The 25,866-nt window shown below is 43.4% G+C and carries 23 protein-coding genes, 1 riboswitch and 1 other annotated feature; all 23 genes read left to right on the top strand.

The features are described from left to right. Window positions 1-53: 53 nt before the first annotated feature. The 23 genes from spoVE to ileS all read left to right on the top strand — a co-directional run bounded on the left by spoVE (window position 54) and on the right by ileS (window position 25,849). Window positions 54-1,154, top strand: a complete 1,101-nt coding sequence (gene spoVE, locus Q3W56_RS00265) for a stage V sporulation protein E (RefSeq protein ID WP_019714328.1) — start codon at window positions 54-56, stop codon at window positions 1,152-1,154. A gap of 119 nt (window positions 1,155-1,273) precedes the next feature. Continuing rightward, a complete protein-coding gene (murG, locus tag Q3W56_RS00270) occupies window positions 1,274-2,365 on the top strand; it encodes an undecaprenyldiphospho-muramoylpentapeptide beta-N-acetylglucosaminyltransferase (RefSeq protein WP_302894115.1) in 1,092 nt (363 codons plus the stop codon). Between the two features lie 31 nt (window positions 2,366-2,396). Further along, window positions 2,397-3,308, top strand: coding sequence for a UDP-N-acetylmuramate dehydrogenase (gene murB / locus Q3W56_RS00275; protein WP_302894116.1), 912 nt, complete (start codon window positions 2,397-2,399; stop codon window positions 3,306-3,308). 130 nt (window positions 3,309-3,438) lie between these two features. Further along, window positions 3,439-4,230: a cell division protein DivIB gene (gene divIB / locus Q3W56_RS00280; RefSeq protein WP_268399446.1), complete on the top strand. Its 792-nt coding sequence runs from the start codon at window positions 3,439-3,441 to the stop codon at window positions 4,228-4,230. Further along, on the top strand, window positions 4,227-4,919 hold the full coding sequence (locus tag Q3W56_RS00285) for a DUF881 domain-containing protein (RefSeq protein ID WP_302894117.1): 693 nt from the start codon (window positions 4,227-4,229) through the stop codon (window positions 4,917-4,919). Before divIB ends, Q3W56_RS00285 begins: the two co-directional genes overlap by 4 nt. Window positions 4,920-4,942: 23 nt before the next feature. Beyond that, window positions 4,943-5,650, top strand: coding sequence for a DUF881 domain-containing protein (locus Q3W56_RS00290; protein WP_302894118.1), 708 nt, complete (start codon window positions 4,943-4,945; stop codon window positions 5,648-5,650). A 17-nt stretch (window positions 5,651-5,667) separates the two neighbouring features. After that, window positions 5,668-6,033, top strand: coding sequence for a small basic family protein (locus tag Q3W56_RS00295; protein WP_268399442.1), 366 nt, complete (start codon window positions 5,668-5,670; stop codon window positions 6,031-6,033). A gap of 176 nt (window positions 6,034-6,209) precedes the next feature. Next, window positions 6,210-7,532: a cell division protein FtsA gene (gene ftsA / locus Q3W56_RS00300; protein WP_302894119.1), complete on the top strand. Its 1,323-nt coding sequence runs from the start codon at window positions 6,210-6,212 to the stop codon at window positions 7,530-7,532. Window positions 7,533-7,567: 35 nt separating this feature from the next. Next, window positions 7,568-8,716 carry a cell division protein FtsZ gene (gene ftsZ / locus Q3W56_RS00305; protein WP_003232167.1) on the top strand — a complete coding sequence of 383 codons (1,149 nt, stop codon included), beginning with the start codon at window positions 7,568-7,570 and terminating at the stop codon, window positions 8,714-8,716. A gap of 287 nt (window positions 8,717-9,003) precedes the next feature. Beyond that, the gene (locus tag Q3W56_RS00310) at window positions 9,004-13,305 is read left to right on the top strand and encodes a S8 family peptidase (RefSeq protein WP_302894120.1); all 4,302 of its coding nucleotides are present in this window, start codon (window positions 9,004-9,006) and stop codon (window positions 13,303-13,305) included. Between the two features lie 195 nt (window positions 13,306-13,500). Continuing rightward, on the top strand, window positions 13,501-14,430 hold the full coding sequence (spoIIGA, locus tag Q3W56_RS00315; RefSeq protein ID WP_029317037.1) for a sigma-E processing peptidase SpoIIGA: 930 nt from the start codon (window positions 13,501-13,503) through the stop codon (window positions 14,428-14,430). Between the two features lie 62 nt (window positions 14,431-14,492). Beyond that, window positions 14,493-15,212: an RNA polymerase sporulation sigma factor SigE gene (sigE, locus tag Q3W56_RS00320; protein WP_003221446.1), complete on the top strand. Its 720-nt coding sequence runs from the start codon at window positions 14,493-14,495 to the stop codon at window positions 15,210-15,212. Window positions 15,213-15,350: 138 nt separating this feature from the next. Next, window positions 15,351-16,133 (top strand): RNA polymerase sporulation sigma factor SigG, encoded by a 783-nt coding sequence (gene sigG / locus Q3W56_RS00325; RefSeq protein ID WP_019714339.1) that lies wholly within the window; start codon window positions 15,351-15,353, stop codon window positions 16,131-16,133. Window positions 16,134-16,285: 152 nt separating this feature from the next. Further along, a complete protein-coding gene (locus Q3W56_RS00330) occupies window positions 16,286-17,080 on the top strand; it encodes an ABC transporter ATP-binding protein (protein WP_302894121.1) in 795 nt (264 codons plus the stop codon). Window positions 17,081-17,091: 11 nt separating this feature from the next. Next, window positions 17,092-17,194: riboswitch (TPP riboswitch) on the top strand. Window positions 17,195-17,281: 87 nt separating this feature from the next. Next, window positions 17,282-18,562, top strand: coding sequence for an acetylornithine deacetylase (locus Q3W56_RS00335; protein WP_302894122.1), 1,281 nt, complete (start codon window positions 17,282-17,284; stop codon window positions 18,560-18,562). An 82-nt stretch (window positions 18,563-18,644) separates the two neighbouring features. Continuing rightward, window positions 18,645-18,890: a YlmC/YmxH family sporulation protein gene (locus tag Q3W56_RS00340; RefSeq protein ID WP_003221455.1), complete on the top strand. Its 246-nt coding sequence runs from the start codon at window positions 18,645-18,647 to the stop codon at window positions 18,888-18,890. A gap of 162 nt (window positions 18,891-19,052) precedes the next feature. Beyond that, a complete protein-coding gene (gene pgeF, locus Q3W56_RS00345) occupies window positions 19,053-19,889 on the top strand; it encodes a peptidoglycan editing factor PgeF (RefSeq protein WP_302894123.1) in 837 nt (278 codons plus the stop codon). A 6-nt stretch (window positions 19,890-19,895) separates the two neighbouring features. Next, complete coding sequence (locus tag Q3W56_RS00350) at window positions 19,896-20,588, top strand: YggS family pyridoxal phosphate-dependent enzyme (protein WP_302894124.1); 693 nt, start codon at window positions 19,896-19,898, stop codon at window positions 20,586-20,588. Further along, a complete protein-coding gene (gene sepF, locus Q3W56_RS00355) occupies window positions 20,585-21,040 on the top strand; it encodes a cell division protein SepF (protein ID WP_014113725.1) in 456 nt (151 codons plus the stop codon). The genes Q3W56_RS00350 and sepF overlap by 4 nt, the downstream gene beginning before the upstream one ends. 6 nt (window positions 21,041-21,046) lie before the next feature. Then, window positions 21,047-21,319: a YggT family protein gene (locus tag Q3W56_RS00360; RefSeq protein WP_014479736.1), complete on the top strand. Its 273-nt coding sequence runs from the start codon at window positions 21,047-21,049 to the stop codon at window positions 21,317-21,319. A 60-nt stretch (window positions 21,320-21,379) separates the two neighbouring features. Next, the gene (locus tag Q3W56_RS00365) at window positions 21,380-22,153 is read left to right on the top strand and encodes a YlmH family RNA-binding protein (RefSeq protein ID WP_302894125.1); all 774 of its coding nucleotides are present in this window, start codon (window positions 21,380-21,382) and stop codon (window positions 22,151-22,153) included. A gap of 93 nt (window positions 22,154-22,246) precedes the next feature. Further along, entirely contained in the window at window positions 22,247-22,741 is a 495-nt protein-coding gene (gene divIVA, locus Q3W56_RS00370; protein WP_003221468.1) for a septum site-determining protein DivIVA, read from the top strand. A gap of 62 nt (window positions 22,742-22,803) precedes the next feature. Then, window positions 22,804-23,030: a binding site (T-box leader), on the top strand. 53 nt (window positions 23,031-23,083) lie between these two features. After that, complete coding sequence (ileS, locus tag Q3W56_RS00375; protein ID WP_302894126.1) at window positions 23,084-25,849, top strand: isoleucine--tRNA ligase; 2,766 nt, start codon at window positions 23,084-23,086, stop codon at window positions 25,847-25,849. Window positions 25,850-25,866 lie beyond the last annotated feature (17 nt).

The following is a 25,866-nucleotide window of genomic DNA, read 5'->3' on the forward strand; positions in this document are numbered from 1 at the left end:
TCTTGGAGTAAATCGGCAGCCCTAATGACTTTAAGCTTGGGGTGTCGATTGCTTTGACTACTAAAAAAACATCGCCTGATTTCTTATTGGTCATCATTACGTTATTATTATTAACAATCGGGTTAATTATGGTGTACAGTGCGAGTGCGGTATGGGCAGATTATAAATTTGACGACTCATTCTTTTTCGCGAAACGGCAGCTGCTGTTTGCGGGAATCGGCGTCATTGCCATGTTTTTTATCATGAATGTTGATTATTGGACTTGGAGGACATGGTCCAAGTTGCTATTGGTTATCTGCTTTTTCCTTCTGGTGCTTGTTTTGATACCGGGCGTTGGCATGGTGCGAAACGGTTCAAGAAGCTGGATCGGAGTCGGGGCATTCAGCATACAGCCATCAGAGTTTATGAAGCTTGCGATGATCGCATTCCTTGCTAAATTTCTCTCTGAAAAACAAAAAAACATCACATCGTTCAGACGGGGATTCGTCCCGGCACTTGGCATCGTGTTTTCAGCGTTTTTGATTATCATGTGCCAGCCTGACCTCGGAACGGGAACGGTGATGGTCGGAACTTGTATTGTCATGATTTTTGTAGCCGGCGCGCGAATCGCCCATTTTGTCTTTCTAGGGCTGATTGGCCTCAGCGGATTTGTCGGGCTCGTACTATCGGCCCCATATCGGATTAAGCGGATTACCTCCTACTTAAATCCGTGGGAAGACCCGCTCGGAAGCGGTTTTCAAATCATTCAATCGCTTTATGCAGTGGGGCCGGGCGGATTGTTTGGAATGGGACTTGGACAAAGCAGACAGAAGTTCTTTTATCTGCCTGAGCCTCAAACAGACTTTATTTTCGCCATCTTGTCAGAGGAGCTTGGCTTTATCGGGGGAACGCTTATTTTGCTTCTCTTCAGTGTTCTGCTGTGGAGAGGGATCAGAGTTGCGCTCGGTGCCCCTGATCTGTACGGAAGCTTTGTCGCAGTCGGCATTATTTCAATGATTGCTATTCAAGTCATGATTAATATCGGTGTAGTAACGGGTCTTATTCCGGTAACAGGCATCACGCTCCCGTTTTTGAGCTACGGAGGCTCTTCATTGACCCTGATGCTGATGGCTGTCGGCGTGCTGCTGAATGTGAGCCGCTACTCGAGGTATTAATGAATGTATTGCCAGGCGTCCTATGAACAGGAAGCTGGGAACCAATTGATGCGATAACCCTGTCCAACAAAACAGGGTTATCGCTATGTTATAGAGAAACTTAAACTGGGGGAAGAGATATGCGAATTGCAATAAGCGGAGGCGGTACAGGAGGACATATTTATCCTGCGCTTGCTTTTATTAAAGAAGTTCAGCGCCGTCATCCTAATGTGGAATTTTTATATATCGGAACAGAAAACGGACTGGAGAAAAAAATTGTTGAGCGGGAGAATATACCGTTTCGTTCAATTGAGATTACAGGATTTAAAAGAAAGCTGTCATTTGAGAACGTCAAAACTGTGATGCGTTTTCTGAAGGGTGTAAAAAAGAGCAAGTCGTATTTAGCGGAATTTAAGCCCGATGCCGTGATTGGAACGGGCGGTTACGTATGCGGGCCGGTTGTCTATGCCGCTGCAAAAATGGGAATTCCAACTATTGTCCATGAACAAAACAGCCTCCCGGGCATCACGAATAAGTTTCTTTCAAAATATGTTAATAAAGTAGCGATATGTTTTGAAGAAGCAAAATCACATTTTCCTAGTGAGAAAGTTGTTTTTACGGGAAACCCGAGAGCTTCTGAAGTCGTCTCAATAGAGACGGGCCGATCAATGGACGAATTTGGGCTTTCTGAAGAGAAAAAAACAGTTTTAATCTTCGGAGGAAGCCGAGGCGCTGCACCGATTAACCGTGCTGTCATTGACATGCAGGATGCGCTGAAAACAAGAGACTATCAAGTGCTGTATATCACCGGTGAGGTTCACTATGAAAAAGTGATGAGTGAGCTGAATAGCAAGGGTGCCGCTGATAATATGGTCACAAAGCCATTTCTTCATCAAATGCCAGAATATTTAAAGGCCATTGATGTCATTGTGGCCAGAGCCGGTGCGACGACTATTGCCGAAATTACTGCTCTCGGAATCCCAAGTGTTTTGATCCCAAGTCCATATGTAACAGCGAATCACCAGGAGGTCAATGCGAGATCTCTCGGCCAGCATGATGCGGCGATTGTTCTGAAAGAAACAGAGCTTAGCGGTGAAAAGCTGATTGATGCGCTCGACCGGATTGTATTGAATGAGCAAACGTTAAAGGAAATGAGCGAACGGACAAAGTCACTCGGTGTTCCTGATGCGGCTGCCCGTTTATACAGCGTACTCGAAGAATTGAAAAAATAATAGAAAAGCAAATGGAATGCGGAGGTTTACGATGGAGAAAGTGATACAGGAATTAAAAGAACGCAGAGTCGGCAAGGTTCTTGCAAACGAACCGCTCGCGAATCATACAACGATGAAAATCGGCGGACCTGCGGATGTATTGGTCATTCCAAGCAGTGTAGATGCTGTCAAAGATATCATGGACGTGATTAAAAAATATGATGTGAAGTGGACAGTCATCGGCCGCGGATCGAATCTTCTTGTTTTAGATGAGGGAATCAGAGGCGTAGTGATTAAGCTGGGTGCAGGTCTTGACCATTTGGAGCTTGAAGGGGACCAAGTAACGGTCGGAGGCGGTTATTCAGTGGTCCGTCTTGCTACATCATTGAGCAAAAAAGGCCTGTCCGGTTTGGAATTTGCTGCGGGTATTCCTGGATCAATCGGCGGAGCGGTTTACATGAATGCCGGCGCTCACGGCTCTGATATGAGCGAAATCCTCGTCAAAGCACATATTTTGTTTGAAGACGGTACGATTGAGTGGCTGACAAATGAGCAGATGGATTTTAGCTACAGAACATCTGTATTGCAAAAGAAACGCCCGGGCGTTTGCCTTGAAGCTGTTCTGCAGCTGGAGCAGAAGGATAAAGAATCAATCGTTCAGCAAATGCAAAGCAATAAAGACTACAGAAAAAATACACAGCCGTATTCAAGCCCATGTGCGGGAAGCATATTCAGAAATCCGCTTCCGAATCATGCTGGAAACCTTGTAGAAAAAGCTGGCTTGAAAGGATATCAAATCGGCGGTGCAAAGATATCGGAAATGCACGGAAACTTCATCGTCAATGCGGGCGGAGCTTCAGCAAAAGATGTGCTTGATCTCATTGACCATGTGAAAAAGACAATCCGTGAAAAATACGAGATTGATATGCACACAGAGGTTGAAATCATCGGCGAAAATCGCTGATTCAAGTTCTGACTGAAGCTGTTCTTATGATATACTGTAAGCAAATGACAAACGGCATCCATAGTATGCCGTTTGTTTTGGAATAGACAGACTTTTAACAGCTGTTTCATTTGAATGAGGTGAACAGGCAATGAACCCGGGTCATGAACAAGAAAAAATCGTAAACATAGAGGAACGGATTCCTAAAATTAAAGAGCAGCGGAAACAGAAGGCCAACCGCCGTCTCATTTCATTTATTATGCTCTTTTTTATTATGGTGCTGATCATCGTGTATCTGCAGACGCCAATCAGTAAAGTATCAACAATCTCTATTACAGGGAATGAGAATGTATCCAAAAAGGAAATTATCGACCTTTCCGATATTAACAGCGGAGATACTGAGTTTTGGAGTTTGGACAAGAAAAAAACAGAAAAGAAGATTCAGCAAAATAAATTAGTGAAAAAAGCGGAGATCAGCAAATCGCTTCCTAATAAAATCAACATTGCGATTGAAGAATATAAAGCGATTGCTTATTTAGAAAAAGACGATGTGTACTATGAAGTGCTTGAAAACGGTTCAGTGCTGCCAAACGAAGTAACGCCGGATGATGCGGGACCGATACTGGTAAATTGGACAAACGCGAAGAAACGGTCTCAAATGGCCAAGCAGCTCGATGCTTTGTCAAATTCGTTAAAACAGTCGATTTCAGAAATTTATTATACGCCAGTAAAAATGGATGAAAACCGTATTAAGTTGTACATGAACGACGGTTATGTTGTCACTGCGTCTATTAAAACCTTTGCAGACCGTATGAAAACATATCCTTCTATCATTTCGCAGCTTAGCAGCAATAAAAAAGGAATTATTCATTTAGAAGTCGCTACCTATTTTGAAGAATTTGGAAAAAACGATAAAGCTGCTAAAAAGGAAGATGAAAATTGAGGGGCAAATCAGCAGTCCTCCTTTCTTTAATTATGCTTATCGCAGGCTTTTTGATTTCATTCTCCTTTCAAACGGCAAAAGAAAACAAAAGCGCGGGTGAGACGGAAGAATGGAAAAAAGAATATGCGTTGAGAGATGAACTCCTGAAACAGGAGAAAGAAAATAAAAATCTTGAAAAAGAATTATATCAAAAGCAAAACAAAGTCCGTCAGGCAGAAAATAAACTGAAAAAAGAAAAGACGGAATACTATAACGTCCTCGAAGATACAGAAAAATACAGAATGTATATTGGGGAAGTCGGTGTGCAGGGAAAGGGCATTGAGGTGACCTTGGAGGATGCGTCGTACATACCGGAAGGGGAGAATGTGAACAGTTACATCGTTCACGAAAGCCATATCTTTCAAGTGGTAAACGAATTGTATATCTCTGGTGCGGCGGCCGTCGCCGTTAATGGCCAGCGTTTGACATATGATTCTTATATCAAGTGCAATGGTCCTGTTGTAACGGTAGACGGGGTACAGCACCCCGCCCCATTTACGATATCTGCTATTGGCGATCCTGATGTCCTGCTGCCTTCGTTAAATATAGCAGGAGGCCTGATTGATCAGCTGTCAATGGATCATATTTCTGTTTCCGCAGAAAAAGAGAAAAACGTACAAATGAAACCGATTCTGAAAACGAAGGAATGATTGAAAAAAGCGGGTGAAACGGATTGAAAATAAAGCGTTCCTTCATAAGCATCAGTGTGCTTATGGTCATCTTTGGCCTCATGATAGCTGTTCAGTTTAACTCATTGAAGCACCCTCAAGTCCGAGACACAAGGGATATGTGGGATATAAGGGAAGAGCTGACGTCAGAGCAGAAGAAGCAGGAAAAACTGCTGGCTGAAATAAACAAATATGATAAACTGCTCAATAGCTATTCGCAAACGAAAGAAATGACAAAAGAAACCGCGCTCAATAATACCTTGCAAACCTTAAAAAAAACAGCCGGCATGACCGATATAACTGGTAGCGGAATTGTCATCACCATTTCCCCGCTTTTTTCTGAAAGCTTAACAGGAGAGCCGATCGAAAATCCGCCTCCGGATTTGCTGAAGAAGCTGATCAATGAACTCAACTCCTTCGGTGCTGAACATATCTCGATTAATGAGCGAAGAGTTGTGAATCATACGGTCATAAGGGATATAAACGGCACAACGAAAATAGACGGATACAGCCTTGACGATTATCCTTTAAAAGTAAAAGTGCTTGCCGAAGATCCGGTCATGCTGTACAGCAGAGTGAAGGGATCAGGACTTGAGGACCTTTTTGCATCTGAAAATTTAGCATTAAAGGCCGGTAAATCTGACAGCGACCTGACACTAAAAGCATATGACAGACCATTAGACGTACAACAGCTGAAACCGCTTAAAGACTGAAAAGGAGGAGAATTGTCATGTGGCTGCCCGTGCTGGGACTGGTGCTCGGAATAGCGATCGGACTGATGACAAACCTAACGATACCGAGTGAATACTCAAACTATTTGTCACTTGCCGTGCTTGCCGCACTTGATACTTTAATAGGCGGAATCAGGGCGCATTTACAAGGTACATATGATGAAATGGTATTTGTTTCCGGTTTCTTTTTTAATATTATATTGGCAATAAGTTTAGCTTTTCTGGGAGTCCATCTTGGTGTAGACTTGTATTTAGCAGGTATATTCGCATTTGGAGTCAGATTATTTCAGAATATAGCCGTTATCAGAAGAAATCTACTAACAAAGTGGAGTCTTTCTAAAAAAAATAAAAAAAATGTGATATAAAAGAGGATATACATAGGATATAACGAATATTTTCAATAAACATAAAATGTGATTAGCATATAAGGAATATTCCGTTGTTATTTTTTTTGTTACACACTTGTAAAGCCACATTCATTGTATTGTTGTTCCGCAAATAATAGAATAGAAATGATCGAAATGTGAGGAGGTGCCATAGAATGAACAACAATGAACTTTACGTCAGTCTTGACATCGGTACGTCCAATACAAAAGTGATCGTCGGAGAAATGACAGATGATTCCCTTAATATTATCGGTGTGGGAAATGTACCGTCTGAAGGGTTGAAAAAAGGCTCAATCGTTGATATAGATGAGACTGTTCATTCTATAAGAAAAGCGTTTGACCAAGCTGAAAGAATGGTAGGTTTTCCGCTTAGAAAAGCTATTGTCGGCGTTAATGGAAATTATATCAATATTCAAGATACAAACGGTGTCGTAGCAGTTTCCAGTGAAAATAAGGAAATTCAAGTTGAAGATGTGCGCCGTGTCATGGAGGCAGCACAGGTTGTTTCAATACCGCACGAACAGCTGATTGTAGACGTCATTCCTAAACAGTTTATCGTTGATGGAAGAGATGAAATCACCGACCCGAAAAAAATGCTGGGTGTGCGTTTAGAAGTTGAGGGCACCTTGATCACCGGTTCAAAAACAATCTTACATAACTTACTCCGCTGTGTTGAAAGAGCCGGTATTGAAATAACTGATATTTGTCTTCAGCCGTTGGCAGCCGGTTCTGCTGCATTATCAAAGGACGAAAAAAACCTTGGTGTGGCTCTCATTGATATAGGGGGAGGGTCAACAACCATTGCCGTATTCCAGAACGGACATCTCACTTCTACCCGTGTCATTCCTCTCGGAGGCGAAAATATCACCAAAGATATTTCCATCGGATTGAGAACGTCAACAGAAGAAGCAGAACGCGTGAAAAAGCAATTTGGACATGCCTACTATGACGAAGCCTCGGAAGATGAAGTATTTGAGGTAACCGTTATAGGCACCAATCAAAAACAAACATTTACACAGCAGGAAGCAGCGAATATCATTGAAGCAAGACTAGAAGAGATTCTTGACATTGTTTCAGAAGAGCTTAGCAGTATGGGCATTACCGATCTGCCGGGAGGCTTCGTGCTGACAGGGGGACAAGCAGCAATGCCGGGTGTCATGTCATTGGCACAGGATGTGCTGCAAAACAATGTCAGAGTGGCAAGCCCGAATTATATCGGTGTAAGAGATCCTCAATATATGACGGGAGTGGGCCTGATCCAATTCGCCTGCCGAAATGCAAGAATTCAAGGCAGAAAAATAGGCTTCAAGATGCCTGAAGAAGCGTTACAGGAAATTGCAGTCTCATCATCAGAGGAACAAGAGCAGCATCATCACCAAAATGAGGTGCAGCAGCGGCCAAAAGGAAAACAAAAAACACAAGCCGAACATAATAAACAGAGCAAAATGAAAAAACTATTAAGCATGTTTTGGGAATAGATAGATAGTCATTCGGCAGATTAGGAGGATTTAGCATGTTGGAGTTCGAAACAAACATAGACGGCTTAGCATCAATTAAAGTAATCGGAGTAGGAGGCGGCGGTAACAACGCCGTTAACCGAATGATTGAAAATGAAGTGCAAGGAGTAGAGTACATTGCGGTTAATACGGATGCTCAAGCTCTTAACCTGTCAAAAGCAGAAGTGAAAATGCAAATCGGCGCAAAACTGACTAGAGGATTGGGAGCAGGTGCGAATCCGGAAGTCGGAAAAAAAGCCGCTGAAGAAAGCAAAGAGCAGATTGAAGAAGCGTTAAAAGGCGCTGACATGGTATTCGTGACAGCTGGTATGGGCGGCGGAACAGGAACAGGTGCTGCACCGGTTATCGCCCAAATCGCGAAAGACTTAGGCGCATTAACAGTTGGAGTTGTTACAAGACCGTTTACATTCGAAGGACGCAAAAGACAGCTTCAGGCTGCAGGCGGAATCTCAGCAATGAAAGAAGCGGTGGATACACTGATCGTGATCCCGAACGACCGTATCCTTGAAATTGTTGATAAAAACACACCGATGCTTGAAGCATTCCGCGAAGCGGATAATGTACTTCGCCAAGGGGTTCAAGGTATTTCAGACTTGATTGCTACACCTGGTCTTATCAACCTTGACTTTGCTGATGTGAAAACCATCATGTCAAACAAAGGATCTGCTTTGATGGGTATCGGTATTGCGACTGGAGAAAACCGCGCGGCAGAGGCAGCAAAAAAAGCAATCTCCAGCCCGCTTCTTGAAGCGGCCATTGACGGTGCGCAAGGTGTCCTCATGAACATCACTGGGGGAACAAACCTCAGCTTATATGAAGTTCAGGAAGCAGCAGACATTGTCGCTTCTGCGTCTGACCAAGACGTAAACATGATTTTCGGTTCTGTTATTAATGAAAATCTAAAAGACGAAATTGTGGTGACAGTGATTGCGACTGGCTTTATTGAACAAGAGAAGGACGTGACGAAACCTCAGCGTCCAAGCTTAAACCAAAGCATCAAAACACATAATCAAAGTGTTCCAAAGCGTGAACCAAAACGTGAGGAGCCTCAGCAACAAAACACAGTAAGCCGTCACACGTCACAGCCGGCTGATGATACGCTTGACATCCCGACATTCTTAAGAAACCGTAATAAACGCGGCTAATGTAAAGGACAAAATCGTTTTCGATTTTGTCCTTTTTGTTTTTCTCCAAAATTTTTCCTTTCCCTATGTCTTCCTTCACAGAATAACAAATCAGCCTATTAGACCTATTCTTATTTCGTGACGATTTTATCATTTTCATATATATGGAAATCGAATGACATAAAACGACAATATCTGTAGTGCAGATTGTCTACAGTTAACGTACAGCGATGTTCTGACAAAACCATTCATTTTTAAAAGGAGGGACGACATTTTTTTACAAAGTATTTTAAAAAAGGGGGATAAATATGAGGAAAAAAACGAAAAACAGACTCATCAGCTCTGTTTTAAGTACGGTTGTCATCGGTTCACTGTTGTTTCCGGGTGTAGCCGGGGCAAGCAGCAAAAGCGCTTTAGCTTCTGTTAAACAGGAGCTTCAATCTGCTGAATCCATTCAGAACAAGATCTCGAGTTCATTAAAGAAAAGCTTTAAGAAGAAAGAAAAAATGACTTTTCTGATTAAATTTAAAGATCAAGCTGACACAGAAAAAGCGGCAAAAGCTGCTGTTAAAAAAGCGAAATCGAAGAAGCTGACTGCCGCTAAGACAGAATATCAAAAGCGTTCTGCCGTTGTGTCTTCCTTAAAAGTCACAGCCGATGAATCCCAGAGAGATGTCTTAACATACTTGAACAGCCAGAAAAATAAGGGGAATGCAGACCAAATTCACTCTTATTATGTAGTGAATGGGATCGCTGTTCATGCCTCAAAAGAAGTGATGGAAAAAGTAGCACAATTCCCCGAAGTGGAAAAGGTGCTTCCAAATGAGAAACGACAGTTATTTAAGTCATCCTCTCCATTTAATATAAAAAAAGCGCAAAAAGCTGTCAAAGCAACTGACGGTGTGGAATGGAATGTAGGCCAAATCGACGCCCCGAAAGCTTGGGCACTTGGATATGACGGAACTGGCACGGTTGTCGCGTCCATTGATACAGGCGTGGAATGGAACCATCCGGCATTAAAGGAGAAATATCGCGGATATCATCCGGAAAATCCTGATGAGCCGGATCATGAAATGAACTGGTATGATGCCGTAGCCGGGGAAGCAAGCCCTTATGATGATTTGGCTCATGGAACCCACGTGACAGGTACGATGGTGGGATCTGAACCCGATGGAACAAATCAAATCGGTGTAGCGCCAGGCGCAAAGTGGATTGCTGTAAAAGCGTTCTCTGAAGATGGCGGCACTGATGCTGACATTTTAGAGGCCGGTGAATGGGTTTTAGCTCCAAAGGATGCAGAGGGCAATCCTCACCCGGAAATGGCTCCTGATGTTGTCAATAATTCATGGGGCGGGGGTTCAGGACTTGATGAATGGTACAGAGACATGGTCAATGCCTGGCGTGCGGCCGATATTTTCCCTGAGTTTTCAGCGGGGAATACGGATCTCTTTATTCCTGGCGGCCCTGGTTCTATCGCAAACCCGGCAAACTATCCTGAATCGTTTGCAACCGGAGCGACTGATATAAACAAAAAGCTGGCTGACTTTTCTCTTCAAGGGCCATCTCCATATGATGAAATAAAGCCGGAAATTTCTGCACCAGGTGTAAATATTCGTTCTTCCGTTCCCGGTCAGACATATGAGGACGGATGGGATGGCACATCAATGGCAGGGCCGCATGTGTCCGCTGTTGCCGCACTGCTGAAACAGGCGGATGCCTCACTTTCTGTCGATGAGATGGAGGATATATTAACCAGTACGGCTGAACCGCTGACGGATTCAACATTTCCTGATTCTCCGAATAACGGATACGGCCATGGTTTGGTGAACGCTTTTGATGCTGTATCAGCTGTTACAGACGGTTTAGGAAAAGCAGAAGGACAAGTTTCTGTTGAGGGAGATGATCAAGAGCCTCCTGTCTATCAGCATGAGAAAGTAACAGAAGCCTATGAGGGCGCGAGCCTGCCGCTTACTTTGACAGCTGAAGACAATGTAAGCGTGACATCTGTAAAACTGTCTTATAAGCTGGATCAAGGTGAATGGACAGAAGTAACGGCTAAGCGAATCAGCGGTGATCACCTGAAAGGAACGTATCAGGCAGAGATTCCAAATATAAAAGGAACTGCACTAAGCTATAAGTGGATAATTCAGGACTTTGGCGGCCATGTCGTTGTGTCTGACACATACGATGTAATAGTGAAACCGAGCATCACGGTGGGATATAAGCAGGACTTTGAAACTGCACCCGGCGGCTGGATTGCAAGCGGAACAAATAATAGCTGGGAATGGGGAGTTCCGTCAGCAGGCCCAACTACAGCAGCATCCGGAGAAAAGGTATACGGAACAAACCTGTCAGGAAACTATGCCAACTCAGCAAACATGAATCTTGTGATGCCTCCTGTTCAAGTGCCGGATTCAGGAAACCTGTTTCTCCAATTTAAAAGCTGGCACAATTTAGAGGATGATTTTGATTACGGCTACGTTTTTGTTTTGCCTGAGGGTGAAAAGAATTGGGAGCAGGCAGGTGTCTATAATGGAAAGACATCAAGCTGGACAGACGAAGAAATTGATTTATCCGCTTATAAAGGTCAAAACATTCAAGTAATGTTTAACCTCCAATCTGATGAAAGTATTACAAAAGAGGGCTGGTACATTGATGATGTAGTGCTTTCTGACAAATCAGCCGGCAAAACAGCCGAAAAGAATAAGCTGGGTGTCGAAAAGCCGTCTGGAAAGCTAAAGAAAAAGGCAGTAAATCCGAAAAAAGCTAAGCCATCTGCAAACACAACGGTAAATCATCAGAGTAAAGATATACAGCCTCATGTCTTGCCGCTCAGGGCACAAGTCAGTGTGGTAGAAACAGGAAAAACAACATATTCAGATCAATCCACAGGGAAGTACACGCTGACGCACAAAGCGGGAGACTATACGCTAATGGCAGAAGCATACGGCTATCAATCGAAAACACAAAAAGTTTCTCTGCAGGCAGATCAGACGACACAAGCTAATTTTACGTTAGAGGAAATGAAGAAGGGCACATTAAAAGGGACAGTCATCAATAAAACGACAGGAGATCCGGTAAAAGGCGCCTCTGTTTATGTGGTAGAGGATGCTGCGGTTGAACCGGCTACAACAAACGACAAAGGCGAATATACGCTAGAGGCATATGAAGACGCCTATACGATTAAAGTCGCTGCACCGGGTTTTTACAGCGATGAATTTTCTGTTGATTTAAGAGGTGATGTGACAAAAGAAACTGTACTGAAGCCTTTCGTCGGGTATCCGGGTGAGATTGCATATGATGACGGAACGGCGGAGAATGCCAATTCCTATTTTGCGGCCGGTAACGGATGGGCCGTCAAAATGACGCTGGCTGACGGCAAGGAAAAAGGCATGCTTACAGGAGGACTGTTCCGATTTTGGGATACAGAGTTTCCTGATCCAGGTGGCACAGAGTTTAAGGTTGAGGTATACGATGCTACAGGAGAAAACGGAGCACCGGGTAAGAAAATTGCCGGGCCATTTAACGCTGAAGCCCTTCGCAATGGCGAATGGACCAAGGTGGATCTCAGTTCAAAAGGGATTATGGTCGATAAAGACTTTTATCTTGTGTATATCCAGTCGAAACCTGACCCGTATTCACCTGGACTGGCTATGGATGAAACCGGTCAGAATTCCGGCCGGAACTGGCAGTATATAGACCGAAAATGGCAGCCAGGTGACGAAGCAGACGGCAACTATATGATCCGCGCATTAGTTGATTATGAAGCTGCTGTACCTGAGATTACTTCACCGGCAGATAAATCATATACAAATAAGGAGAGCGTCACCGTAAAAGGAAAAGCCTCTCCGGGAACAACGGTACACATTTATAATGGAGAGCAAGAAGCAGGAGAAACAAAAGCTTCTGCGGATGGCACGTTCCAGGCAGGCATCACACTCAGCAAGGGCGAAAATGAGCTGACGGCAACTGCATCAACAGACAGCGGAACAACGGATGCCTCCAGCCCGATCACGGTCACGCTTGATCAAGACAAGCCTGAATTAACGCTTGACAATCCAAAGGATGGCGAGAAAACAAATAAAGAGGCGCTGACTGTCAAAGGGTCTGTATCCGATGATAATCTGAAAGAAGTTAAGGTGAATGGCAAAAAAGCAACGATAACTGATGGTTCATACTCGGCTCGTATTCTTTTGGAGAACGGAAGCAATGAAATCAAGGTGACTGCTACAGACTTAGCAGGAAACAAAACGACGAAAAAGGCTGTCATTGATGTCAACTTTAACCAGCCTGTTATCTCTGGATTGATTCCGGGAGAGGACAAAATCTTAAAAGCTGGTGAATCTGTGAAAATCGCTTTCTCAAGCGCTGAAGATTTGGATGCAACGTTTGTTATTCGTCTGCCTCTGACAAATGCAAGAGCGAGTGTGCAAAATGCCACAGAGCTCCCGCTAAGAGAAATTTCTCCTGGGAGATATGAAAGCTATTGGACAGCCGCTTCTTCTATTAAAGCAAACGGAGCAAAAGTAGAAGTAATTGTACGAGATGATTATGGAAATGAAACAAGAAAAACAGCGAACGGAAAACTTTATATCAATACTGAAAATTAAGTGTGAAAAAGCTGCTGCTAAAAGGCAGCTTTTTTTTATATATCCTCTCATTCAATTCCTCGACAAATTAAGCAGATATCCCTTAAAAATTGTATTTTCCTCTCAACATTAATTGACAGACTTTCCCACGGAGCTTGCTTTATACTATGAAACAAGAAGGGGAACAGCGTGATGCAAGAAGGAAAGGAGTCAGATGTGAAAATCTATTTAGATGTCATTTGGCTGTTAAACTTTTGTTTTGATGCACTTTTACTTTTGCTCACGGCATTTATTTTAAAACGTCATGTGAAAAAAAGAAGACTGATAGGCGGAGCGTTCATCGGTTCAAGTATTGTCCTTTTGATGTTTACTCCTTTTTCGCCGATCGTTGAACATCCGGCAGGTAAGCTGGCTTTTTCAGTTGTTATTGTGATGGTGACATTTGGCTTTAAGAGATTCCGCTATTTCTTTCAAAATTTGTTTTCCTTTTATTTTGCGACTTTTTTAATGGGGGGAGGAATAATCGGAGCCCATTCCTTGCTGCAGTCAAATTCTGTTGTTCAAAACGGTGTCATGATTACCAATCAAACTGGGTTTGGAGATCCGATCAGCTGGTTGTTTATTGTTGCTGGCTTTCCAGCATTATGGTTTTTTTCTAAGAGAAGAATTGAAGATGTTGAAACAAAAAACATTCAATATGAGGAACGCGTCAGCGTACAGGCTGATTTGGGCGGCCAAACGCTTCATGTCAGAGGGCTGATTGATTCCGGTAATCAGCTGTACGATCCGCTTACTAAAACGCCGGTCATGATTATTCACATTGATAAACTGGAACCGATTTTCGGAGCAGCCGAAACGACAATTATTCGAAACACAGATCCATTGGAAGCCATCCAACAACTCGATGATTCATTTCGCTTTTTAGATAAACTGAGGCTGATTCCATACAGGGGAGTAGGTCAGCAAAATCAATTTTTACTATGCGTTAAACCGGATCACGTAACGATTATAACAAAAGAAGATATGGTTTCTGCAGATAAATGCTTAATCGGCATCAGCACAACACAGCTATCGGCAGATGGAGAGTTTGACGCAATTATTCATCCGAAAATGCTTTCGGGCAAGGCCATCAAACACGTTTCATAATGTTCTCAAATGTCCGTTACTTATCATACTCAAACGACGTGACATTTAGAAGGGAGAGGAAGATGAAAAAACTGAAATTGCGATTGACGCACCTCTGGTATAAGCTGCTGATGAAACTTGGGCTGAAAAGTGATGAAGTCTATTACATAGGTGGGAGTGAAGCCCTGCCGCCTCCATTATCTAAAGATGAGGAGCAGGTTCTGTTAATGAAGCTCCCAAACGGCGATCAGGCGGCACGCGCCATTTTGATTGAACGTAATTTGCGCCTCGTCGTCTATATCGCCCGTAAATTTGAAAATACGGGAATTAATATAGAGGATTTAATCAGCATCGGTACCATCGGATTAATCAAAGCTGTGAATACGTTCAATCCAGAAAAGAAAATCAAGCTGGCGACCTATGCCTCCCGCTGTATAGAAAACGAAATCCTGATGTATTTAAGGAGAAACAACAAAATCCGTTCAGAGGTTTCCTTTGATGAGCCGCTAAATATTGATTGGGACGGCAATGAGCTTTTGCTTTCTGATGTGCTTGGCACTGACGATGACATCATCACAAAAGACATAGAGGCTAACGTAGATAAAAAGCTTTTGAAAAAAGCGCTTGAACAGCTCAATGAGAGGGAAAAACAAATCATGGAACTCCGTTTTGGTCTTGTCGGCGAGGAGGAAAAGACCCAAAAGGATGTAGCGGATATGATGGGGATTTCCCAGTCCTATATTTCTCGTCTTGAGAAACGAATCATTAAAAGATTGCGAAAAGAATTCAACAAAATGGTGTAAAAATTTTTTGCGGGTAATCCCTTGATTCTACAAGGATTTCCCAATAATGACTATTTTTCGGTCTGAGTGCAGTGCATATTTTTCCCACCCGAGGAGATACTTAACGTTGTACAGCAGCTCCTGTAGGGAGGGAAAAAAGTGTCGAGAAATAAAGTCGAAATCTGCGGGGTGGATACCTCCAAATTACCAGTACTCAAGAATGAAGAAATGAGAAAGCTGTTTAGGCAGCTGCAGGATGAAGGCGATGATTCAGCAAGAGAAAAGCTTGTAAACGGGAACTTACGTCTTGTCTTAAGTGTCATTCAAAGATTTAATAACAGAGGAGAGTATGTTGATGACTTATTTCAGGTCGGCTGCATCGGACTAATGAAATCCATTGATAATTTTGACCTAAGCCACAATGTTAAGTTTTCAACATACGCTGTACCTATGATTATCGGAGAGATCCGCAGGTATTTACGCGATAATAACCCGATCCGTGTCTCAAGATCACTCCGGGATATCGCTTATAAGGCACTTCAAGTAAGAGAGCGGTTAATCAGTGAGACAAGCAAGGAGCCGACTGCAGAAGACATTGCAAAAGTTCTTGAAGTACCGCATGAGGAAATCGTATTTGCGCTGGATGCCATCCAGGATCCGGTTTCACTATTTGAGCCGATCTATAACGACGGCGGAGACCCGATCTTTGTGATGGATCAAATCAGTGATGAGCGCAATAAAGATTCACAATGGATTGAAGAGCTGGCTTTAAAAGAGGGCATGAGAAGGCTGAATGATAGGGAAAAAATGATTTTGAGAAAGCGATTCTTCCAAGGGAAAACTCAAATGGAAGTAGCCGAGGAAATCGGTATTTCTCAAGCGCAGGTGTCCAGACTTGAAAAAGCGGCTATCAAACAAATGAATAAAAATATTCATCAATAATGAAATAGAAAGCCTTTAAAACGATTGTGTTTTAAAGGCTTTTCTATTGGTTGCAGGCGGTTTACGTTTTGGGAAAAATAAGGTATCCTAGTTCGTACAAAGTTTTATGAAAATTTAAATAATTATAAAGGGTAGTGAAGAGGAGGACCACAATGATTTTGCAACTTGACAATGTCTCATTAAAGCGGAATGGAAAATGGATACTGAGAGATATTCATTGGAAGGTGGAAGAAAAAGAAAATTGGGTGCTTTACGGACTGAATGGAGCCGGGAAGACAGCCTTGTTAAATATGCTTTGCTCATATTATTTTCCAACATCGGGCGAGATGCAGGTGCTTGGCCATCAATTTGGTAAAACGGAGCTTGGAGAGAAACTTAGACGGAAAATTGGCCTCGTCTCAGCGACTCTTCAGCAAAAATTTTATCCGGCAGATTCAGCATTTGAAATTGCTTTGAGCGGAGCTTACGCTTCAATTGGATTATATGAAACACCCAGTGCAGAAATCAGGGAAAAAGCCATTGGTTTGTTAGATGACTTGGGAGCAATTGAATATGCCGACCGCCGCTATGAAACCCTTTCTCAAGGAGAAAAACAAAGAGCCTTGATTGCAAGAGCGCTTATGGCCGATCCGGAGCTGCTGATACTGGACGAACCGGTCACAGGGCTGGATTTTATTGCCCGGGAAAAGCTGTTAGACACGATTACATACATTGCCAATAAAGAAAATGCGCCATCGATCCTTTACGTGACTCATCATGCGGAAGAAATTTTGCCGGTCTTTGACAAAGCCCTTTTGTTAAAACAGGGAGAGGTCTTTAAATCGGGAGAAATAAAGGAAATGCTTACTGATCAAATCCTTTCCGCTTTTTTTGATACGCCAATCCATGTATTATGGAATCAGGATCGGCCGTTTTTAACAAGAGCTGAGCCAATAACGAATGCCTGACAAACACATATCGATCATCCTAGGGGTGCTTTGCGAAGCTGAGAGAGACATTTGTCTTAACCCTTTTGACCTGATCTGGATCATGCCAGCGGAGGGAAGCGGTGAAAAAACGGAGTACATAGGACTCTGTTTGTTTTTATTAAGCCGTTTCATAACATTTGAAACGGCTTCTTTGATTTTAAAGAATAGGAGCGGATCGCATTGAATCAACAAATAGAGTCTCTGTTAACAAAGGTGGAAGATCAAAAGGAGGAGCTTATTCAGCTAGCAAAAACGCTGATTTCCTATAAAACTCCTGCTCCGCCTGCAAGAAATACCGACGGCATTCAGTCTTGGATTGCTGGGTTTTTAAATGAAATGGGATTCTCAATTGATAAATGGGACGTGTACCCAGGAGATCCCAATGTTGTAGGGTTACTAAAGGGAACAGATTCAGCAGGTCATTATAGCTTGATCATCAATGGCCATGTAGATGTGGCAGAGGTGAAAGAGGATGAGGAGTGGGAGCATGATCCGTTTCATCCAATTGAAAAAAACGGCCTCTTAATTGGACGAGGCGCTTCTGATATGAAAGGCGGAATGGCATGTGTGCTGTTTGCGGTAAAATTGATTCGTGAAGCCGACATTGAACTTCCTGGTGATTTGATTCTGCAATCGGTAATCGGGGAGGAAGTCGGAGAAGCCGGGACGCTTGAATGCTGCAAGAGGGGCTATCATGCTGATTTTGCAGTTGTCGCGGATACGAGCGATATGCATATTCAAGGTCAAGGCGGTGTTATTACAGGCTGGATTGAAATCAAAAGCAGTCAAACGTTTCATGATGGGACGAGGCGGAATATGATTCACGCAGGCGGAGGAACATTCGGAGCAAGCGCAATTGAAAAAATGGCAAAAATCATTGCGGGACTCGGGGAACTGGAGCGCCACTGGTCTATCATGAAAAGTTATCCCGGTTTTAAACCAGGCACAAATACGATTAATCCGGCTGTCATAGAAGGCGGCAGACATGCGGCTTTTATAGCGGATGAGTGCAGGCTGTGGATCACAGTCCATTTTTACCCTAATGAAACTCATGAACAAGTGGCAGCGGAAATAGAAGATTATATTAACCGACTGAGTGACAGTGATATTTGGCTTAGGGAAAACCGCCCTGTCTTCAAGTGGGGAGGCTCATCTATGATTGAAGACAGGGGAGAAATTTTTCCGGCACTGGAAGTTGACCCTGGCCATCCAGGCGTATCAGCGCTTACAGCGTCTCATGAGAAAGTGAAACGGGAGCGTCCGGTTATTGACGTTTCTCAATCCGTTACAGACGGAGGATGGCTGTATAATGCAGGCATTCCAAGCGTGATTTACGGACCTGGAGATCTGCATAATGCACACTCCGTGAACGAGGAGGTATCGATTGAGCAACTGGTCGATTATACGAAAATTATGCTCAATTTTATCATCAGCTGGTGCAGCCGAAAAAAAGAACAGTGACCATGAAAATTTCTTCTTGCTGACAAGGTTCAGCCTGCCCGTTCATATACTTGAAAAAAGGACGGAAAAAGGACGTGATGGAATGATCAGCATTTCAGAATTTCAAGTGAAGGATGTCGTCAATGTCTCAAACGGAAAAAAGCTGGGGAGCATTGGTGATATAGATATCAATGTAACCACTGGCAAAATTCAGGCGATCATACTAGGTGGAAATGGAAAAGTGCTTGGGTTTTTTGGAAAAGAAGAGGAATTGGTCATTCCATGGCGAAATATAGTAAAAATCGGGGAAGATGTAATCTTAGTCCGATTAAATGAACCGCATGCATAACTTGCTCGTCTGCAGCGGATTGGCAAATGCCGGAAGTCTGGATTCTTCCGGCACATTTCATTTAGAAATTATGCAAATCGGCGCTCAACGAATGCAGAAAGATGTGGTAAAATAAGTGGGAAATTCCGCTTTTTTAAATGTTTGTCGAAAGGTTGGATCATCATGAATACATATCACCCATTCAGTCTTACCACACCCTCGACACTCATGATACAAGACTGGACACAAACGAATCAAAACAACAGAGAAGTCATTGCCGGATTTACTACGAAAAACGGCGGTGTCAGCCAAAAGCCTTTTGAATCGTTAAATACAGGATTGCACGTTCATGACAAAGATGCAGATGTAGTTAAAAATCGTGAATATATTGCCGATATGTTTAATATTGATTTGCAGTCTTGGGTATTTGCTGATCAGACGCATGATAATCGCGTTCAGAAAGTGACGCAGAGGGATAGGGGAAAAGGCGCCCGTGAGTATCACACGGCTCTAAAAGCAACGGACGGGCTTTATACAAATGAAAAGAATGTGTTTTTAGCATTATGCTTTGCTGATTGTGTGCCTCTATTCTTTTATGATCCGGTTAAATCGCTTATCGGGGTCGCCCATGCCGGGTGGAAAGGAACTGTCAAACAGATTGGCAGAGAAATGGTGAAGCAATGGACCGAGCAGGAAGGTTCAAACCTCTCAGATATTTATGCTGTTATTGGACCGGCTATCAGCGGAGCATGCTATACAGTAGACGACCGTGTCATGGATGCTGTCCGGGCATTGCCGGTTTCCGCAGAACGTGCTGTAAATCAGGCGGCACAGGCACAATATCAGCTTGACCTGAAAGAGCTGAACCGCCTTATATTGATTGACAGCGGTTTGGTAAATGAACAGATTTCTGTCAGTGGTTTATGCACGGAAAGCGAGCCGTCTCTTTTCTATTCTCACCGCCGCGATCAGGGGAAAACTGGACGGATGATGTCCTTTATAGGAATGAAGGAGGCATAAAAGATCTTGCGTGTTGTTGATCATTTACGACATATAAACGAACGAATAAACGAAGCATGTAACAGATCGGGCCGCAGCTCCGATGAAGTTACGGTTATTGCAGTCACAAAATATGTATCGCCTGAAAGAGCACAGGAGGCAGTGGATGCTGGCATCACCTGCCTCGGAGAAAATCGGGATGCGGAGCTGCTCCGCAAACAGGAAATGATAAAAGGGGATCCGGAATGGCATTTTATCGGCAGTCTGCAATCAAGGAAAGCAAAAGCTGTCGTCAATTCGGTTTCCTATATCCATTCTCTAGACCGGCTTTCATTAGCGAAAGAAATTGAAAAAAGGGCTGAAGGTACTGTCCAATGCTTTGTGCAGGTCAATACCTCTCTTGAGCCGTCTAAACATGGTATGAAAAAAGAAGAAGTCATACCATTCATACAGGAGCTTTCCGGTTTCGAACACATCGTTGTGGCCGGACTGATGACTATGGCTCCGCTGACTGATGATCAAGATGAGATCAGAGGCTGTTTCAGAGCGCTGAGAGAACTCCGTGATCAGGTTCAGGAGCTGAAACAGCCGAACGCTCCGTGTACTGAACTGTCGATGGGCATGTCAAATGATTTTGAAATTGCAATTGAAGAAGGGGCTACTTATATTAGAATCGGCTCATCGTTAGTCGGAAATGAAACAGGGGGTGTACAGCAATGAGTATGAAAAATAAACTGAAAAACTTTTTCTCAATGGAAGATGAAGAATACGAATATGAATATATTGAGACAGAGCAAGAATCTCATGAAGAGCATGAGCAAAAGGAAAAACCGGCTTATACTGCAAACAAACCTGCGGGCAAACAGAATGTAGTGAGCTTGCAAAGTGTTCAGAAATCCTCTAAAGTGGTGTTGAGTGAGCCGCGCGTTTATGCGGAGGCGCAGGAAATAGCCGATCATTTGAAGAACCGGCGGGCAGTTGTCGTCAATCTTCAGCGGATACAGCATGACCAGGCTAAGCGGATTGTTGACTTTTTAAGCGGAACCGTTTATGCCATTGGCGGCGATATTCAAAGAATCGGCTCGGATATTTTCCTCTGCACGCCTGACAACGTAGATGTATCAGGCACAATTTCTGAGCTCATATCTGAAGACGAACATCAGAGGTGGTAAAGCGAGATGATCCTTTATCAAGTTTTTTCGGTTTTAAACTTATTAATTACAATATACTCATTTGCCCTGATCATATATATTTTTATGTCATGGGTGCCGAGTACAAGGGAAACGGCAGTCGGGCGGTTTTTAGCTTCGATTTGTGAACCATATCTCGAACCATTTAGAAAAATCATCCCACCGATCGCCATGCTGGATATTTCACCGATCGTAGCTATACTTGTGCTGCGGTTTGCGACAACCGGCTTGTGGGGGCTTTATCGCATGATTGCGTTTTAATGTGACAGTTTGATAGGGGCTTGGCAGCAGCCAAGCCTCTTTACATAGAAGGGAAAGACGATGAGCGATATATATCAGCACTTCAGAAAAGACGAGCGGGCCTTTATTGATCAGGCGCTCGAATGGAAAAGTATTGTCCAGGAGCAGTACAGGATGAAGCTGACTGACTTTTTAGATCCCCGAGAGCAGGTCATCCTCTCTGCTGTTACCGGACAGGCAGACGTCGGGCTTGCTTTTTCCGGCGGCTATGACAGAGCGGAACGAAAACGGGCGATTCTGTATCCAGAGTACATCACTCCGGAAGAATCGGATTTTGAACTGCAGGCGTTTAACGTCCGTTATGCTGAAAAGTTTGTCTCTGTAGATCACCGTTCTCTGCTTGGTGCATTAATGGGCATAGGCTTAAAGCGTCAAAAGTTTGGTGACATCGTGTTTTCTGAGACATCAGTGCAATTGATTGTCTCAGCCGATACCGCTGATTTTGTGGCTGCACAGCTGACCCAAGCAGGCAAAGCGGCAGTCAGCCTAGAGAAAATCGACTTATCAGACCTTAACATTCCAGCAGTTGATGTCGAAATAAGAGATGACACGGTTTCTTCATTAAGGCTTGACGCCGTCTGTGCCTCTATGAGCAGACAATCCCGCCAGAAATCACAGGCGCTTGTGAAAAACGGCCTTGTGAAAGTGAACTGGAAGGTGGTTGAAGATCCTTCATACATGGTGGCAGAAGGGGACATGCTGTCTATCAGGGGCTTTGGCCGATGCAGTTTAACAAAAATCGAAGGAAAAACCAAAAAAGACAAGTGGAGAGTCACGTTTGAACGACAAAAATAGTCAGTTTTTCAGTTTTTTTCTCCATCTGTGCGAAATTTGTTTTATAATGTGAACTAGATAACCGTACTGAAATGTAAAAATGGAGGTGGCATCATGCCATTAACGCCAAATGATATTCACAACAAGACCTTTACAAAAAGTTTTCGCGGATATGATGAAGATGAAGTAAATGAATTCTTGGCACAAGTCAGAAAAGATTACGAAATTGTTCTCCGTAAGAAAACTGAGCTTGAAGCGAAAGTCAATGAACTTGATGAGAGAATCGGACACTTTGCCAATATTGAAGAAACACTGAATAAATCGATTTTAGTTGCTCAAGAAGCGGCTGAAGACGTAAAACGCAATTCTCAAAAAGAAGCAAAGCTGATCGTACGCGAAGCGGAGAAAAATGCTGATCGCATTATCAACGAATCTTTATCAAAATCAAGAAAAATTGCCATGGAAATTGAAGAGCTGAAAAAACAGTCTAAAGTTTTCAGAACACGTTTCCAAATGCTGATTGAAGCTCAGCTCGATCTTCTGAAAAATGACGATTGGGATCATCTTCTTGAGTATGAAGTCGACGCAGTATTTGAGGAAAAGGAATAAATTTTTTGATTACCTTGACATTTTCTTAGCTTGTCGAATATAATACGTTCATAAATTCAGATGAAAAAACGGTTGAAAGGGACAGTCATGTTTCCTTCAGGCCTTTATAGCGACCCGGAGATGGTGAGAGTCCGGGAAGGCCGGAATCATGTAGATCAGCCCTTAAGTTTCCTTTCTGAACTCACAGTAGGTTAGGACGTTCATCACGTTACGATGCTCGAGAGGAAAAGGCGTATGCTTGCTTTTTCTAAAAGGGTGGTACCGCGAGATAAGCTTTCTCGTCCCTTATGGGATGAGAGGGCTTTTTTTATTTTCTGAAAAAGTTGCAGTGGAGGAATGAAAATGGATTTTAAAGAAACGCTCTTAATGCCAAAAACAGATTTCCCGATGCGTGGAAATTTGCCAAACCGTGAGCCTGACATTCAAAAGAAATGGGAGGAAGAGGATATCTACCGCCTTGTACAGGAACGGACGAAAGACCGCCCGAAATTTGTTTTACACGACGGACCTCCGTATGCAAACGGCGATATCCATATGGGACACGCGCTTAACAAGATTTTGAAGGATTTTATTGTGCGCTACAAATCAATGAGCGGCTATAACGCGCCGTATGTACCGGGCTGGGATACACACGGATTGCCGATTGAGACGGCTCTCACAAAAAACAAAAAAGTCAACCGCAAAGAAATGTCAGTAGCGGAGTTCCGCAAACTGTGCGAAGAATACGCTTGGAAGCAAATCGAGGGACAGCGTGAGCAGTTTAAACGCCTTGGTGTCCGCGGTGATTGGGAAAACCCATATGTGACATTAAAACCGGAATACGAAGCGCAGCAAATCCGCGTGTTTGGTGAGATGGCAAAACGAGGTTACATTTATAAAGGTCTTAAACCGGTTAACTGGTCACCTTCAAGTGAATCTGCTTTGGCTGAAGCCGAGATCGAATATCAAGACAAACGGTCAGCATCTATTTACGTTGCTTTCGGTGTGAAAGACGGAAAAGGCGTTCTTGAAAACGGTGAGCGCATCATCATTTGGACAACAACACCTTGGACAATTCCGGCGAACCTCGGAATTTCAGTGCACCCTGATCTTGAGTACAGCGTGATTGCAGTAGGTGAAGATCGCTTTGTTGTAGCAAGTGCTTTAGTCGAAAATGTTGCATCTGCATGCGGATTTGATCAATATGTAGTAACAAGAACGATCAAAGGGAAAGACCTTGAGAACATTATCGCTGAACACCCGCTATATGGCAGAGACTCTCTCGTTATGCTTGGCGAACACGTAACAACTGATGCCGGAACAGGCTGCGTTCACACAGCGCCGGGACACGGGGAAGATGACTTTATCATCGGCCAAAAATACGGTTTGGATGTGCTATGTCCAGTTGATGCAAAAGGTGTAATGACAAGCGAAGCTCCAGGCTTTGAAGGTATGTTCTATGATGATGCGAACAAAGCGATCACGCAGCAGCTTGATGAAAAAGGCGCGCTTGTGAAGCTTGAATTCATTACTCACTCTTATCCGCACGATTGGAGAACAAAAAAACCAACCATTTTCAGAGCGACAGCGCAATGGTTTGCGTCTATTAAAGATTTCAGGTCAGACCTGCTGGATGCCATTAAAGAAACCAAATGGGTTCCTGAATGGGGCGAGCAGCGTTTGCACAACATGGTTCGTGACCGCGGAGACTGGTGTATTTCCAGACAGCGTGCATGGGGTGTGCCGATCCCGGTATTTTATGCTGAAAACGGAGAGCCGATTATTACAGATGAAACCATTGAACATGTTTCTGAATTATTCAGACAGCACGGGTCAAACATTTGGTTTGAAAAAGAAGCGAAGGATCTTCTTCCGGAAGGCTTTACGCATCCTGGCAGCCCGAACGGCACATTTACAAAAGAACAGGACATCATGGATGTTTGGTTTGATTCAGGATCTTCTCATCAAGCAGTGCTTGAAGAGCGTGAAGATCTCGTTCGCCCAGCTGATTTATATCTAGAAGGATCTGACCAATATCGCGGCTGGTTTAACTCATCTCTTTCTACAGCAGTGGCTGTAACAGGAAAAGCGCCATATAAAGGTGTGCTCAGCCATGGGTTCGCACTGGATGGAGAAGGACGCAAGATGAGTAAATCGATCGGTAACGTCGTTGTTCCTGCTAAAGTTATGAAACAGCTTGGTGCCGACATCTTGAGATTATGGGTGTCTTCAGTTGATTATCAGGCGGACGTTCGCGTATCTGACGCCATTTTGAAGCAGGTTGCTGAAGTATACCGTAAAATCCGCAATACGTTCCGTTTCCTTCATGGCAACTTATTCGATTTTGATCCAAAAACGAATGCGGTAGCTGTCGAAGACCTTCGCGAAGTGGACCAATATATGCTGATTAAACTGAACAAACTGATTGATAAAGTGAAAAAAGCGTATGACGAGTACGAATTTGCAGTTGTGTATCACAGCATCCATAATTTTTGCACAATCGAATTGAGCTCGTTCTATCTTGATTTCGCAAAAGATATTGTGTACATCGAGCATGCGGATCATCCGGATAGACGCAGCATGCAGACAGTATTCTATGAAACGCTTCTTGCATTAGTGAAGCTTTCAGCGCCTATCCTTCCTCATACGGCTGACGAATTATGGTCTCATTTAACATTTGTTGAAGAGCAGAGCGTTCAGCTGACAGATATGCCGGAAACAATCACGGTTCCAAATAGCGAAGCGACAGAAGATAAGTTTGACCGATTTATGGCTTTCCGTGATGATGTCCTAAAAGCGTTAGAAACTGCGCGGAATGAAAAAGTTATCGGTAAATCATTGGAAGCCAATTTGAAATTGTATCCAAATAAAGAAAACCAAGAGCTCTTGGCTTCCATTAAAGAGAATCTTTCTCAGCTGTTTATTGTTTCTGAACTGACAATCAGCGAAGAAAAAGAAGCGCCGAACGATGCGCAAAGCTTTGCGACAGGTAAAATTGCTGTCGAGAAAGCCGAAGGCGAAATGTGTGAGAGATCACGTGTGATTTCAAAAGATGTAGGTGCAAATCCGAAATATCCTACACTTTCCCTGCGAAACGCTGAGATCGTTGAAAAATACTATCAAAAATAAAGGAAAAGGGTCCGGCG

This window comes from Bacillus sp. C28GYM-DRY-1 (assembly GCF_030519405.1).
In the GTDB taxonomy this organism is placed as follows: Bacteria; Bacillota; Bacilli; order Bacillales; family Bacillaceae; genus Bacillus; species Bacillus spizizenii_A.

What these genes read in the sequence shown, in the direction of transcription:
- murG (WP_302894115.1), top strand. Translation starts at nt 1,274, where the DNA reads ATGCGAATTGCAATAAGCGGAGGCGGTACAGGAGGACATATTTATCCT.
- murB (WP_302894116.1), top strand. Translation starts at nt 2,397, where the DNA reads ATGGAGAAAGTGATACAGGAATTAAAAGAACGCAGAGTCGGCAAGGTT.
- divIB (WP_268399446.1), top strand. Translation starts at nt 3,439, where the DNA reads ATGAACCCGGGTCATGAACAAGAAAAAATCGTAAACATAGAGGAACGG.
- Q3W56_RS00295 (WP_268399442.1), top strand. Translation starts at nt 5,668, where the DNA reads ATGTGGCTGCCCGTGCTGGGACTGGTGCTCGGAATAGCGATCGGACTG.
- ftsA (WP_302894119.1), top strand. Translation starts at nt 6,210, where the DNA reads ATGAACAACAATGAACTTTACGTCAGTCTTGACATCGGTACGTCCAAT.
- ftsZ (WP_003232167.1), top strand. Translation starts at nt 7,568, where the DNA reads ATGTTGGAGTTCGAAACAAACATAGACGGCTTAGCATCAATTAAAGTA.
- Q3W56_RS00310 (WP_302894120.1), top strand. Translation starts at nt 9,004, where the DNA reads ATGAGGAAAAAAACGAAAAACAGACTCATCAGCTCTGTTTTAAGTACG.
- sigE (WP_003221446.1), top strand. Translation starts at nt 14,493, where the DNA reads ATGAAAAAACTGAAATTGCGATTGACGCACCTCTGGTATAAGCTGCTG.
- Q3W56_RS00330 (WP_302894121.1), top strand. Translation starts at nt 16,286, where the DNA reads ATGATTTTGCAACTTGACAATGTCTCATTAAAGCGGAATGGAAAATGG.
- Q3W56_RS00340 (WP_003221455.1), top strand. Translation starts at nt 18,645, where the DNA reads ATGATCAGCATTTCAGAATTTCAAGTGAAGGATGTCGTCAATGTCTCA.
- pgeF (WP_302894123.1), top strand. Translation starts at nt 19,053, where the DNA reads ATGAATACATATCACCCATTCAGTCTTACCACACCCTCGACACTCATG.
- sepF (WP_014113725.1), top strand. Translation starts at nt 20,585, where the DNA reads ATGAGTATGAAAAATAAACTGAAAAACTTTTTCTCAATGGAAGATGAA.
- Q3W56_RS00360 (WP_014479736.1), top strand. Translation starts at nt 21,047, where the DNA reads ATGATCCTTTATCAAGTTTTTTCGGTTTTAAACTTATTAATTACAATA.
- Q3W56_RS00365 (WP_302894125.1), top strand. Translation starts at nt 21,380, where the DNA reads ATGAGCGATATATATCAGCACTTCAGAAAAGACGAGCGGGCCTTTATT.
- divIVA (WP_003221468.1), top strand. Translation starts at nt 22,247, where the DNA reads ATGCCATTAACGCCAAATGATATTCACAACAAGACCTTTACAAAAAGT.
- ileS (WP_302894126.1), top strand. Translation starts at nt 23,084, where the DNA reads ATGGATTTTAAAGAAACGCTCTTAATGCCAAAAACAGATTTCCCGATG.